The following is a 12,435-nucleotide window of genomic DNA, read 5'->3' on the forward strand; positions in this document are numbered from 1 at the left end:
CGATATGATCACTTCTTCGCGGCCTGAGCGGCGTACATGTAGCTGTCATAGCTGTATTCGGCGACACGGAACCATTCAAAGCTCTCGTCGCGGAACTTCTTCCAGCCCGGATAGATCTTCGCCCAGGTCGGGTGCTTCTGGCTATACTCACCGTAGAGTTCGAAGGAAGCCTTGTAGGCGGCGTCCATCACGTCACGCGGAAGGGGGCGCAGTTTGACGCCCTTGCCGACGAGCGAGCGGATCGCCGCAGTATTCTTGACGTCGTAGAGCGCCTGCATGTTGACGTTCGCCGCCTTGCAGGCGACATCAAGAGCTGCCTTATAGGTGTCAGGCAATCCTTCATACTGCGCTTTGTTGATGAAGAAGTGGATGGTCAGACCGCCTTCCCAATAGGCCGGGTAATAATAGTTCTGGGCGATCTGGTAGAAGCCGAGCTTCTCGTCGTCATAAGGGCCGATCCACTCGGCGGCGTCTATCGTGCCACGTTCGAGCGCAGGGTAGATGTCGCCACCCGGAAGCTGCTGGGGGACGACGCCGAGACGCGACATGACTTCGCCGGCAACGCCCGCGATACGCATTTTGACGCCTTTCAGATCGGCGACCGACTTGATCTCCTTGCGGAACCAGCCGCCCATCTGGGCGCCGGTCGCGCCACCCGGAATGCCCACGACGCCATAGTCCGAAAGGAACTCGTTATAGGCTTCGTTTCCGCCGCCGTGATAGAGCCAGGCGTTCTGCTGGCGGCCGTTCAGGCCGAAAGGGATTGTGGAGCCAATAGCAAACGTTGGATCCTTGCCCGTGAAATAGTAGCCGCAGGTATGGGCAAGCTCGACGGTATTGGCCTTGACGGCGTCGATCGCCTGGGCACCCGGCACGAGTTCGCCGGCCTGGAAGACCTGGATTTGAAACTTGCCCTCGGTGATCTTGTTGAGCGCGTCCGCCATGACCACGGCACCGCCGTAGATCGTGTCGAGATTGTTTGGGAAACCCGATGTCAGGCGCCAGCGCAGCGTCGGCGTGCTTTGGGCGATTGCCGGGGCGGCAAGCGACGCCCCCGCCACGGTTGCGGCGCCGGCCAGCGCACCTTTCGTCAAAAATCCTCTACGGCCTATGTCTCTCGTCATGATGCTCCTCCTCTGTGGGTTGACGCGGCCGCGCACTACGGCAGCGATCTGGCTATGTGTCGGGTTTGGAATCAGGGATTGCTTCCGTTTTGTTCCGGATTCCCGAAGCTTGGCGTCGGTGATCCGAAATCCGGTGCCGGTGCATCGAAGGCGGGCGGCGCGGTTTCGCCTTCTGACGGCTCGGCTCCGAACGGTGCTGCCGGTGCGCCGAACGGATTTGCCCCGCCCTCGCCTGGCATTGGAACATTCAGTTCGATCGTCGACGGATCTACTACCACGCGTCCGGACTTGTAATGGGTCACCAGTTGAGGGAACGCGATGACGACGATCACCATGGCTAGCTGTATGCCGAGATAAGGCAGAGCACCCATGTATATCTGACCGGAGGTGACGGGCTGGATCGTCGTGCCTGTGATCCTGTCCTTATAGGCTCGTGTTGGCGCGACCGAACGCAAATAGAAGAGCGAAAAGCCGAACGGCGGGTGCATGAACGAGGTCTGCATGTTGATCGCCAGCATCACGCCGAACCAGATCAGGTCGATGCCGAGGCTGTCGGCGACCGGTGCAAGCAACGGAATGATGATGAAGGCCAGCTCGAAATAGTCGAGGAAGAAGGCCAGGAAAAAGACGAGCAGGTTTGCTACGATCAGGAAGCCGACTGCGCCGCCAGGGATCGACGTCATCAGATGCTCGACCCAGACGTGGCCGTTGACGCCGTAGAAGGTCAGCGAGAAGACGCGGGCGCCGAGAAGAATGAAGATGACGAAGGACGACAGTTTTGCCGTCGCATAAAGCGCCGACTTGATCATCGCCAGATCGAGACGACGGTTGATGGCTGCAAGGGCAAGTGCACCAACCGCGCCCATCGCACCGCCTTCCGTCGGCGTTGCAAGGCCGATGAAGATCGTGCCGAGGACGAGGAAGATCAGCACCAGCGGCGGGACGAGCGAGATAATCACGCGCTGCAACAGCTTCCAGCCCTTGAGCGTGCGCGCCGCCGCGGGCAATGCCGGAACACTCGGGGGGCGAATGATCGACATCGTGATGATGTAGAGGGCATAGGCGGCAACGAGCAGCAGGCCCGGGATAAGCGCGCCCTTGTACATGTCGCCGACGGAACGACCGAGCTGGTCGGCGAGGATGATCAGTACGAGGCTCGGCGGGATGATTTGCGCCAGTGTGCCGGAGGCTGCAATCGTCCCGGCGGCGACACGCCGATCATAGCCGTAGCGCAGCATGATCGGTAGCGAAATCAGGCCCATGGAGATAACCGATGCGGCAACAACGCCAGTGGTGGCTGCAAGGATTGCGCCAACGAAGATAACCGCGAAAGCAAGACCGCCGCGGACAGGCCCGAAGAGCTGCCCGATCGTGTCGAGCAGGTCCTCGGCCATTCCGCTTCGTTCAAGGATCAAGCCCATGAAGGTGAAGAACGGGATGGCAAGCAGCGTCTCGTTCGACATCTGTCCGAAGATGCGATCGGGGATTGCACCGAAAAGATTGACGGGCAGCAGCCCCATTTCAATGCCCACGAAGCCAAAGACGAAGCCGACGAAGGCGAGTGCGAACGCGACCGGATAGCCGAGCAGCAGCACCACGATCAGCGACAGAAACATGATCGGTGCGAGGTTTTCCGCAAGGAAAGCAAACATGATGTGGTTCCGCCTTAAAGAGTCTGCGCTTCGGCGTCAGCAAGGGCGACCGCGTCGGGCAAGTCGCCGCGCAGGATCGCAATGCGCTTGATGAGCTCAGAGAGGCCCTGGAGAGCAAGTAGCCCGAAACCCAGAGGGATCATGGCCCAGACCGGCCAGAGGATAAGGCCACCGGTATTGTTGGATATCTCGCCCGTAGAGAATTTCTCGATGACGCTCGGCCAAGAGAGGTAGATAGTGATCAAGCAGAAGGGGAAGAGAAAGAAGATCGTGCCGAAAACTTCGATCCAGAGCTGAACCCGGCGGGAGAGGCGACCATAGACCAGATCGACCTTCACATGTTCGTTGCTCATCAACGTCCAGGCTGCCGCAACCAGAAAGGCTGCGGAGAAAAGGTACCATTGTGCTTCCAGCCACGCATTGGAGCTGAGATTGAACAGCTTGCGTGTCGTTGCGTTGATCGCGCTGATCAGGACGGCGAGCAGCAGTAGCCAGGAAACGGCTTTGCCAAAGAAAGTATTGATCGCGTCTATCGTACGCGACAGCGTCAAAAGTCCGGCCATGGAATCCTCCCGAGGCCGCACGAAGCGGCCGCAAAGGACACCTACGGACTGCCTTTTGCAGGCGCAATACGAGAGAGCGGTAATCTGACGGTCCCTACCCACTACTGGGTAGAGTGCTCAAACCGCCGGGGTCAGTCCGTGCTCGATCGCAATACGCGTCAGATCAGCCGTCGTGGAAACACCAAGCTTGCGCTTGATCGTCTTGCGATGTGTTTCGACGGTTGCAACCGACAGGTCGAGCAATCCGGCAATCTCTCGGTTGCTCCGCCCGATGGCAAGATGCGCCAGGATTTCCCGCTCACGCGTCGTGATCGGCAGATCGTTCTCTTTCGTCTGCTTGCGTTGCATAAGAACGTCCGACACGCCGGTGGAAAAATAGGTTCCGCCTGCAGCGACAGTTTCAATTGCCCCGATGATTTCTTCGTTGGGAACATCCTTGAGGATATAGCCGGAGGCACCTCTGACGACCGATGCCGAAATATATTCGCGGCTGTCATGCATCGACAGCATCAGGATTTTCGTCGACGGTGCCGCCTTCTTGAAGATCTCGATCGCCTCAATGCCACTGATCTGCGGCATGTTGATGTCCAGGAGAACGATATCTGGGGCTTGTCGTGCCGCAATATCCAAACCCGGTTGAACGGCTCCAGCGGTGCCAACGACATTTATATGCTCGTAGGTTTCGAGGATGGCGCGCAGGCCTTCAAGAACAAGCGGGTGATTGTCGACAAGGACGACGGAAATTGCAGGTTTTCTGTTCATGCTGCCTTCGGCGCTGACGTCGCCGCATTTGCGGATTTCGGGAACATCGCAGTCAATGTCGTGCCCTTCTCATTCGTCTGAACGATCAGAATTCCCCGGAAATGCGCCATACGTTCCTGCATGTTTCTAAGCCCCAGTCCCCCCGAGTAATTTGGATTGCGACTTTCGGTTTTTTCAGTGAAACCGATCCCGTTATCAGCAATCGACATACGCACGCGTCCCTTCATGCTCCATATCCTGATCGTGACCTCAGAAGCGCCTGCATGCCGCTCGACATTCGACAGAGCTTCCTGTGCTATCCGATAGAGGGCGGTGTTAGCCTCGGATTTGAGCGTGTCCGGGCTTGAGGATTCGACCGATACGGAAATCCCCGTCCGCTCTTCGAAGTGGTTTCCAAGCGATGTTAAGGCGGCGGTCAGCCCCAGATCATCGAGAACGCGTGGCCGCAATTCATGCGACAGGTCCCTGACTTCCTTGATTGCACCATTCAATGCATCGATTCCTCGATCGATTGCAGCACCAGCGTCGGCGGCGCTTGCCCTGACCTTTCGAGAGGCGAGATCAAATGCATAGCGGACGCCGATCAGGTTCTGTGAGACACCATCGTGCAGTTCTCGTGCCAGTCTTGCCCGCTCTTCTTCCTGCGTGTCGATGATACGCTGCGTGAGCAGTTTCTGTTTTCCGTCGGCCAGCCGCCGTTCATGCAGGGTGATCCACATGCAGGTCGCAAAGACCAGGAGAACAGACGGAACAGCAATCAGAGTGACGACCACAAATGTACGCCTGATGCTCTGCTTCAGGTCTGCTTTGGCCGCTTCAGTTTGGGAAAAGACATCGTCCAGATAGACCCCTGTGCCGATCATCCAACGCCATTTATCGAGGCCCGCTGCAAAGGAGAGCTTGTCGGCCATCGATCGGGAAGAAGGCTTTTCCCATTTATATTGGTGTAGCCCCCCGCCTTCCTTCGCTTTGGCGATCAGGTTGGCAATGACCTTGTCGCCGTCTGGGTCGACAAGATCGAACCAGTTGTGTCCCGGTCGGAACGACTGGCGTGGATGGACGACATTGTTACCGTCGTAGTCGTAGACGAAGAAATACCCGTCTTGCCCGTAATCGAGTGAGGTCAATATCTGCCTTACCCGTTCCTTTGCCGCCTCGTCGTCGGGGCCAGCATTGTCGTAGACATCTTTGATCGCCGACAGAGCAAGATTTGTAAGATTGAGAAGCTCGGTCTCTTTTGCCTTCAACAAATTGCGCTCGAAGGTATCAATGCTGCTCTGGGCCAAATTGGACGACTGCCACGTCGTGAATGCCGTTATCAGGGCAATCGTCAGCACCAGTGGAAGGATCGCAAGCGCGAGAATTTGATGACGAAGTTGCAAGATAACCGCCTCTCATAAAGCAACGAGTTTAGTCCGTCTCGTCCATTCGGCTCAAGCTTTGAGTTCGGCGCGTGACAAAGGGGCATAATCTGCACGCCGCGGAACTGATCTCGCCAATGACGTCCAGCGCGATATCCGACAAACGTTCGTGATGCAGGCGCAGCATGAAGAAGGCGGTTGGCTGGTCGACGAGATTGCCGGTCTTTTCCAGGAACTGGCCCTTATAGGTGGCATGCGTTGAAGTCGTTCGAAGGGACCTTCTGGATCTCTGTCTTCAGCTCCTCAAAGCCAGTTGATCCGCTTGAGGACCATCAGGGTCGCGACGGAAATGATCGCAACGAAAGCAACTATGATGATAAAAGCCCAGGTGTCGTTGACGCCGGGGATGCCGCCGACATTCATGCCGAAAAGACCGGCCACAACGCTCGGCGGCAGCAGCAGCGCGGCGAGGGCGGCGAGGCGATTGGAATTGCGGGCTATCCGCTCGCTGATGACCGTCGAGAGATCGTCATGCAGAATGCCGGTACGGTCGCGGATGGCGTCGAGATATTCGATGAAGCGCATCAGCTTGTCGATGACTTCGCGCAAGCGCAGCTTATCACGCTCCTTCAGAAAGGGTGCGTCGTCATGCTCGATACGGTTCAAGGCGTCGCGCTGAGGTGCGAGATAGCGCCGAAGCTGCACGGAGCGCCGGCGAAGTTGCTTTAGCCGCTCGCGTACTTCACTGGCTTCGCCGTGAAAGATCAATTCGTCCAGTTCATCGACCTCTTCGTCCATTGCGTCGAGCACAGGCTCAAGGTCGCGCACCAGCTTTTCGCTGACGAGAGCGAGCAGTTCCCCCGTCTGCTTTGGACCTTTGCCTTTATCCAGGGCGAGACGGATATCGCGCAAGGCGGTTATATAATGGCCGCTGTCGCGCAGGGTTACCAACCTGCGCTGGTCTGCCCATATGTGAAGAGGAACGAGATCGATTTCGGCAGGCCCGTCTTTTGCTTCTTCCGGGGGCGTGGCGCAGACGCCGCGAAGGATAATGAGCAGGCCGTCATCGATGCTCTCAACGCGCGGGCGCGTTTCTTCCTCCAGCAAGGCTTCCGCAACGAGCGGATCGAAGCCGCCTCTCGTCGCCACCCATTCCGCAGCGGCTGGATGATCACGCTCGAAATGCAGCCAGACGACGCCGTCATCTGGCGCCCATCGACGCACCGCTTCCATGTCAAGGGTGCGGCAGCCGCCATTTCCGTCAAGGAGCACCGCGAAACGCAAACCCGGCTCTACGCCGTAACTCGCAACGTTCATGGCCTGCTCGTGCATGAGTACCTCCAGCCGCCGCGCGATGTCGGCGCGCGCTATCAGAACGCTATTGGCACGAAGGCGAATTTTCAACAGCAGAGAAACTGAAGCTGTTGCTGCGAAAGCGATTTCGCTGATGAAGATCGTAGTTCCCAGTTAGCAGGCAATCCGACGATCACCACGCCGATCATCGGCGCCAGCCCGAGCGGATCAGCCGTTCAGGACGACGCACCCCAACATCTTGCGGGTGACTTTTTCCAAATCAGCACGCATCGCGGCAATTGAAACGGCTGTCCCGCCGCACTAGTTTAAATTGTCAAGCCGTTGGCGGCATGCGTCTGGTTGCGATGGGCATTCTGTGACTGAATGACAGGATACGCCCCAGAACTTGGATGCGTCCGGGTCGCAAAGTGAAACACGCATATAGCTACGCATTTGAAAATATTATCGTTTTCGGAAATAAGGATCGCGATCAGGCGCCAGCCGTGCGAATGAGGCGCCAGGGCTTCATCGCGGCTGGGCGAAGCTCAATCAACCCCCACACGGAAGTAGAAGATGCGTAAGCATAAACTGGTTATCGTGGTGACGCTTGCATCTCTGTTCGCGGTTCAGACTGCTCACGCGGACGGTCCTGCCGGTGCAGCCCGTGGCCTGAAGACGGCGCCTGTAGTCAGCTATATTTCTGAAAAGCGCCGGACTGCAGCACCTTTCGCGCATGTGATGTTTTGCGCTCGAAATCCAGATGAGTGCACTGCTCGCGGCGATGTTTCCGAAGTTTCCTTGAGCCCACTGGCGGACGAGCAGCTTCGCGCTGTCAACACCGCCGTCAACCGCTCGATCCGCTCACGCGACGACCGGCCGGATCAAGGCGATGTCTGGCAGGTGAACGTGACGGCGGGCGATTGCGAAGATTTTGCGTTGACGAAACGCGATCACCTCGTCGCTATGGGCTGGTCGACGAAGGCGCTGCGTATCGCAGTGACCAAGACGCCCGATGGCAAGGGCCACGCGGTTCTCGTCGTCAGGACCGATCAAGGCGATCTGGTGCTCGATAATCGCACGAATGCGATCAAGAGCTGGAAGGATACGGATCTGCGTTGGCTGATGATCCAGTCGGGTGACAATCCGCGGACATGGTACGAACTTTAGATGCCCGGACATGCCACGCGGGGGGGGAAACACCATTAATTTGCCGTCGGCCCCTGTCGCGCAGTAAGCATTATTTGAACACGCGCTGATGGACGTTTCCTCATCTAATCGGTCCTATCGAAAAGAATCCATTGACCTGTGACCCAGCTTACATCTTCTATCCGCCTCCAAACGTCAGGAAGGCGGCCAGGGAGGGCACATGCAGGTCCTATCGAGCATTGACGCGGTGCGCGCAGCGCTTGCCGCGGTGAGAACAAATGGCGGTGGCGTCGGTTTCGTGCCGACGATGGGTTATCTTCACGCGGGGCATATGGAACTTGTTGCGCGAGCCCGCGCTGAAAACGAAATCGTCGTTGCCTCGATCTTCGTCAATCCGCTCCAGTTCGGGCCGACGGAGGACCTGACCCGATACCCGCGCGACCTGCAACGCGACCGAACGATGCTGGAAAAGGCTGGCGTCGATATTCTCTTTGCGCCCGGTGTCGAAGATATGTACCCGCACCCGATGAAAACTGTGGTTGATGTGCCGGAACTTGGCTGCGAGCTGGAAGGCGCTGTTCGGCCGGGGCATTTCGCGGGGGTTGCGACCGTCGTCAGCAAGCTCTTCAATATCGTCCAGCCGAGCAACGCCTATTTTGGCGAGAAAGATTACCAGCAGGTCGTCATCATCAAACGGATGACAGACGATCTGGCGCTGCCAGTGCGTATCGTTCCGGTGCCGACGATCCGGGATGCGGATGGCCTCGCTCTATCTTCTCGCAACGTTTATCTCAGCGGGGAGGAACGACGCGCAGCGGTCATCATCCCGCGAGCATTGGAGGAGGCAGAACGCCTCGTCGCTCAGGGCCTCACCAACCCTCAGGTGCTTGAAGCGAAGCTGGTCGGCTTCATCAGCCGGGAACCCTTGGCAACGCCGGAAGTCGTTGCTGTAAGGGACGCTTCGACGTTGAAGCATGTCTCGAAAATCGAGGACCCGGTGGTTGTCGCACTGTTCGTGCGGATAGGCTCGACCAAGCTTCTCGACAACCGGGTGATTGCCAGAAAAGGCTTATCCGGAAAGGGAGAAGCACAATGAGCGCTGTCGGCTCCGCAAAACGCCTGACGCCAACACGAATCCGGATGATGAAGGGCGGAACGCCGGTCGTGTGTTTGACGGCCTATACCACGCCGATGGCGCGGCTCCTGGACGAACATTGCGATCTCCTGCTGGTTGGGGATTCGCTCGGCATGGTTCTCTACGGCATGGAAAGCACCGTGGCAGTGACGCTCGACATGATGATCGCCCACGGCAGAGCGGTGATGCGCGGCGTCGCTAGATCCTGCGTGGTTATCGACATGCCCTTCGGCAGCTACCAGGAGTCGAAGGAGCTGGCCTATCGCAATGCCGTGCGCATTCTGCAGGAAACCGGGTGCGATGCGGTCAAGCTTGAAGGCGGCGAGGAGATGGCCGAGACAATTTCCTTCCTCACAGCGCGCGGTATTCCGGTTCTCGGGCATATCGGCCTCATGCCTCAGCAGGTTCATACCGCCGGCGGCTATCGATCCGTCGGACATTCCGAGATGGAGATTGCCAAGATCCGGCGTGACGCCGAGGCAATCGGCAATTCGGGAGCCTTTGCGGTCGTGATCGAGGGAACGGTCGAGACATTTGCCCGCGAGGTGACGACGGCAATTCCTGTTCCGACAATCGGGATTGGTGCTTCGGCCGCCTGCGACGGCCAGATCCTGGTTTCAGACGACATGCTCGGGCTGTTCAACGACTTCACGCCGCGCTTCGTCAAACGGTACGACGAACTTGGAAAGAGGGTCGGGGCGGCGGCTGCCGCTTATGCGGGCGAGGTGCGCTCCCGCGCATTCCCCGCGGAAAAACATACATTCAAGCGCCGGTCTTGATTGGGCGGCCTGCTGCCTTGCTGAGCCTGGCGACCCACGCCGATCTCAGGATGCGAGCTGACCTCTGGGACGAGTTGCATCCAGAGTGCGCGTGCGAAAGGTTACGGGCGGAGCGCCAATGATGCGCTTGAAGGCACGGCTGAACGACGCTTCGGATTCATAACCCAGCCGTTCGGCAATCGCGGCGACACGCTGTCCTTCGCGCAGCCACTGATGCGCCTGGTGCATGCGCATGCGGGCAACGTAACGGGCAGGCGTCTCGCCAACTGCCTTGGCGAAACGTTCGGCAAAACCCGATCGGGATGCCCCCATCTTCCGTGCGAGTTCTTCGACCGTCCAATCATGGGCAGGATCGAGATGGATGGCTGCTAGAACCCGTCCTACCTCGGGATTGCGAACCGCCGTCAACCAGCCGGAAGAGTCGCCGCACCCGTGCTCGACCCATGCTCGAATGATCGTCGCGGTGAGAACATCTGCGAGGCGGGCCAGGATGCCGCCAGCGCCGACGCGGTTCATATCCACTTCGCGCATCATGGCATCGAGAAGGGCAGGGATAGAGGGCTCGCTCACCGAGAGGTCGCTTGTCCGCATCACGTTTGGCATGAGTTGCAGCAGCGGATGACGCTTGTCGACGTTGAACCGCATGACAGCAAAGAACAAGAGGTTTTTGCTGTCCGCGCACGGACACTGCAGGTCGACAATGCCGTCGCAGACCGGTCTGCGCGTCATGCACTCGACCGGCGTCGGTGTTATTCCAGGCTCGCTTGCAAGCACGTGGGCATCGCCCCGCGGCAGAAGGACCGCATCGCCCGGATGCATCTCCATCCAATCTCCGTCCGGCGTCTGCACAAACGCCTTCCCGGCAGCCAGAAAATGGAACTGCGCTTCATCCTTCATCGGAAACGCCGTAGCCCACGGGGCAGAAGGCTGACAACGGCCATAATCGACCCCGTCCAGGCGAAGTCCCCGCATCATTTCCGTCAATGCATCGCTCATGGACACTTTCCTCATTTGGACGAACGGTCATGATTTATGGATTTTCTAGCATAGAAGCACCAGAACGAGCCGTCTAGCCTTACTGCAACATGTTTGGAGATGGCATATGAATCTCAATTCCAGTGGATTCCATAAAAAGACCAAAGAATCGGAGCCCGCCTGGGCCGGCGTCGTCTCGCTTTCGCTCGGAGTCTTCGGTCTCGTCACGGCCGAGTTTCTGCCGGCCAGTCTGCTCACCCCGATTTCCCATGATCTCAATGTCAGTATCGGCGCTGCGGGTCAGTCGGTTACGATGACGGCGGTCGTCGGCGCTTTCGCCGGACCCGCCGTGGTCATCGGCACGAGCCGGATCGACCGCCGCATAACCCTTCTCGGCTTGACGAGCCTGCTGATTCTGTCAAGCCTCCTCGCAGCGTCTGCCGGTGGGCTTATCGCGCTTCTCATTGCCCGTGCGCTGCTTGGTATCGCGCTCGGCGGCTTCTGGGCCTTATCGCTGGCGCTCGCCATGCGGCTTGTTCCGGAGGAACTGATGCCGCGGGCGATGGCAATTATCATGACCGGTGTTTCCGTTGCAACGGTTTGCGCTGCTCCCGTCGGCGCGTGGGTAGGGGAGGCCTATGGTTGGCGCTCCGCTTTCCTGATTGCCGCCGCCGTCGGCGGCGTCGCACTCGTGGTGCAGATCCTCACCTTGCCTGCGATGCCAGCCACCGGTTCTGCGGGATTGGCGACAATGGCCGCGGTGCTGCGCCGTCCGTCCATCCGCCTCGGCCTGCTCACGGTGCTGCTTGTCGTGGCCGGCCATTTTGCCGGTTTCACATTCATTCGTCCTTTCCTGGAAACAGTTCCGCATCTGCAAGTCGAAGGCATTTCCGGCGCGCTCCTGGCCTTCGGGATCGGTGGATTTCTTGGTAATCTGTTCGGTGGCTTTGTCTCGGAGCGAAGCACGAGGTTGTCCATCGTGATTGCAGCAGGCGGAATCGCCGCAACGACACTGCTTTTGGCACTCGCCGGCATCCTACCGATCATTGCTTTCGTTGCCACTGCCCTTTGGGGTTTCGCGTTCGGAGCCTTGCCTGTAAGCGTCCAGAGTTTTGTGACGCAAGCTGCATCCGATGAGGCAGAAAGCGCCGGCGCTCTGATGTTGACGACTTTCCAGGTTGCGATCTCGAGCGGGGCAGCAATCGGCGGCCTTATTGTCGACGCCCAAGGGCTTGAAGGAGTGTTCGGCTTCGCAGCCCTTTCAGCTCTTTGTGGAGCGATCGTCATCGGTGTTCGCGGCCGAAGAGCTGTGGAAACGGCTTCGTAGCACGAAGTTTCTCGAAGTTCCGAGGCTGCTAAGATAGGCGATGGCAAAGACATGGCCTATCCATAGTCTTGCTGGAGGCGCACGGGTCCTTCAAGATTCTATTGTTCGTAGTTCGGATCCTTTCACGAAGCCCCTCGTTTCAATCCGCGATCCGGTTGCCAGCAGGGAATTTGTTGCGGGACCGGCGTGCGAGCGGTCTGAATTGCAGGATCGGGAGCAAGAATCTTACAATTGCGTACCGATCCATGCAAAACTGGGCTGTAATCGTCTCTGTTCATACGATAAACGCTTTTTCAGCGACCGCCGCTGACTATTCAC

11 protein-coding genes are annotated in these 12,435 nt (G+C 58.5%); 4 read left to right on the top strand and 7 right to left on the bottom strand.

Annotated elements, in window-relative coordinates:
• Positions 1–8 precede the first annotated feature (8 nt).
• The 6 genes from FHT78_RS20790 to FHT78_RS20815 form a co-directional block, all read right to left on the bottom strand.
• Positions 9–1,124 carry a TRAP transporter substrate-binding protein gene (locus FHT78_RS20790; protein ID WP_183748189.1) on the bottom strand — a complete coding sequence of 372 codons (1,116 nt, stop codon included), beginning with the start codon at positions 1,122–1,124 and terminating at the stop codon, positions 9–11.
• Between the two features lie 71 nt (positions 1,125–1,195).
• A complete protein-coding gene (locus tag FHT78_RS20795; protein WP_183748191.1) occupies positions 1,196–2,776 on the bottom strand; it encodes a TRAP transporter large permease subunit in 1,581 nt (526 codons plus the stop codon).
• A gap of 14 nt (positions 2,777–2,790) precedes the next feature.
• A complete protein-coding gene (locus FHT78_RS20800) occupies positions 2,791–3,339 on the bottom strand; it encodes a TRAP transporter small permease subunit (RefSeq protein WP_183748193.1) in 549 nt (182 codons plus the stop codon).
• A gap of 117 nt (positions 3,340–3,456) precedes the next feature.
• A complete protein-coding gene (locus FHT78_RS20805) occupies positions 3,457–4,101 on the bottom strand; it encodes a response regulator transcription factor (protein WP_183748195.1) in 645 nt (214 codons plus the stop codon).
• The gene (locus FHT78_RS20810; protein ID WP_183748197.1) at positions 4,098–5,483 is read right to left on the bottom strand and encodes a cache domain-containing protein; all 1,386 of its coding nucleotides are present in this window, start codon (positions 5,481–5,483) and stop codon (positions 4,098–4,100) included. Before FHT78_RS20810 ends, FHT78_RS20805 begins: the two co-directional genes overlap by 4 nt.
• 282 nt (positions 5,484–5,765) lie before the next feature.
• Positions 5,766–6,794: a CorA family divalent cation transporter gene (locus FHT78_RS20815; RefSeq protein WP_183748199.1), complete on the bottom strand. Its 1,029-nt coding sequence runs from the start codon at positions 6,792–6,794 to the stop codon at positions 5,766–5,768.
• Between the two features lie 534 nt (positions 6,795–7,328).
• On the opposite strand from FHT78_RS20815, the gene FHT78_RS20820 reads away from it, so the two are divergent.
• From FHT78_RS20820 to panB, 3 genes are all read left to right on the top strand, one after another.
• A complete protein-coding gene (locus tag FHT78_RS20820; RefSeq protein ID WP_183748201.1) occupies positions 7,329–7,922 on the top strand; it encodes a transglutaminase-like cysteine peptidase in 594 nt (197 codons plus the stop codon).
• A gap of 199 nt (positions 7,923–8,121) precedes the next feature.
• Entirely contained in the window at positions 8,122–8,997 is an 876-nt protein-coding gene (gene panC / locus FHT78_RS20825) for a pantoate--beta-alanine ligase (RefSeq protein WP_183748202.1), read from the top strand.
• Positions 8,994–9,815: a 3-methyl-2-oxobutanoate hydroxymethyltransferase gene (gene panB, locus FHT78_RS20830; protein WP_183748204.1), complete on the top strand. Its 822-nt coding sequence runs from the start codon at positions 8,994–8,996 to the stop codon at positions 9,813–9,815. The genes panC and panB overlap by 4 nt, the downstream gene beginning before the upstream one ends.
• 45 nt (positions 9,816–9,860) lie before the next feature.
• On the opposite strand, the gene FHT78_RS20835 is transcribed toward panB, so the two are convergent.
• Positions 9,861–10,811, bottom strand: a complete 951-nt coding sequence (locus tag FHT78_RS20835; protein WP_183748206.1) for an AraC family transcriptional regulator — start codon at positions 10,809–10,811, stop codon at positions 9,861–9,863.
• A 106-nt stretch (positions 10,812–10,917) separates the two neighbouring features.
• Between FHT78_RS20835 and FHT78_RS20840 the strand changes: the two genes are divergently transcribed.
• Positions 10,918–12,117, top strand: coding sequence for an MFS transporter (locus FHT78_RS20840; RefSeq protein ID WP_183748208.1), 1,200 nt, complete (start codon positions 10,918–10,920; stop codon positions 12,115–12,117).
• Positions 12,118–12,435 lie beyond the last annotated feature (318 nt).

Origin of the sequence: Rhizobium sp. BK196, assembly GCF_014193255.1 — a bacterium.
GTDB lineage: Bacteria > Pseudomonadota > Alphaproteobacteria > Rhizobiales > Rhizobiaceae > Rhizobium.

Coding starts and splice junctions, on each gene's coding strand:
- FHT78_RS20805 (WP_183748195.1), bottom strand. CDS start 4,101: ATGAACAGAAAACCTGCAATTTCCGTCGTCCTTGTCGACAATCACCCG.
- FHT78_RS20815 (WP_183748199.1), bottom strand. CDS start 6,794: ATGCACGAGCAGGCCATGAACGTTGCGAGTTACGGCGTAGAGCCGGGT.
- FHT78_RS20820 (WP_183748201.1), top strand. CDS start 7,329: ATGCGTAAGCATAAACTGGTTATCGTGGTGACGCTTGCATCTCTGTTC.
- FHT78_RS20835 (WP_183748206.1), bottom strand. CDS start 10,811: ATGAGCGATGCATTGACGGAAATGATGCGGGGACTTCGCCTGGACGGG.
- panC (WP_183748202.1), top strand. CDS start 8,122: ATGCAGGTCCTATCGAGCATTGACGCGGTGCGCGCAGCGCTTGCCGCG.
- FHT78_RS20800 (WP_183748193.1), bottom strand. CDS start 3,339: ATGGCCGGACTTTTGACGCTGTCGCGTACGATAGACGCGATCAATACT.
- panB (WP_183748204.1), top strand. CDS start 8,994: ATGAGCGCTGTCGGCTCCGCAAAACGCCTGACGCCAACACGAATCCGG.
- FHT78_RS20795 (WP_183748191.1), bottom strand. CDS start 2,776: ATGTTTGCTTTCCTTGCGGAAAACCTCGCACCGATCATGTTTCTGTCG.
- FHT78_RS20840 (WP_183748208.1), top strand. CDS start 10,918: ATGAATCTCAATTCCAGTGGATTCCATAAAAAGACCAAAGAATCGGAG.
- FHT78_RS20790 (WP_183748189.1), bottom strand. CDS start 1,124: ATGACGAGAGACATAGGCCGTAGAGGATTTTTGACGAAAGGTGCGCTG.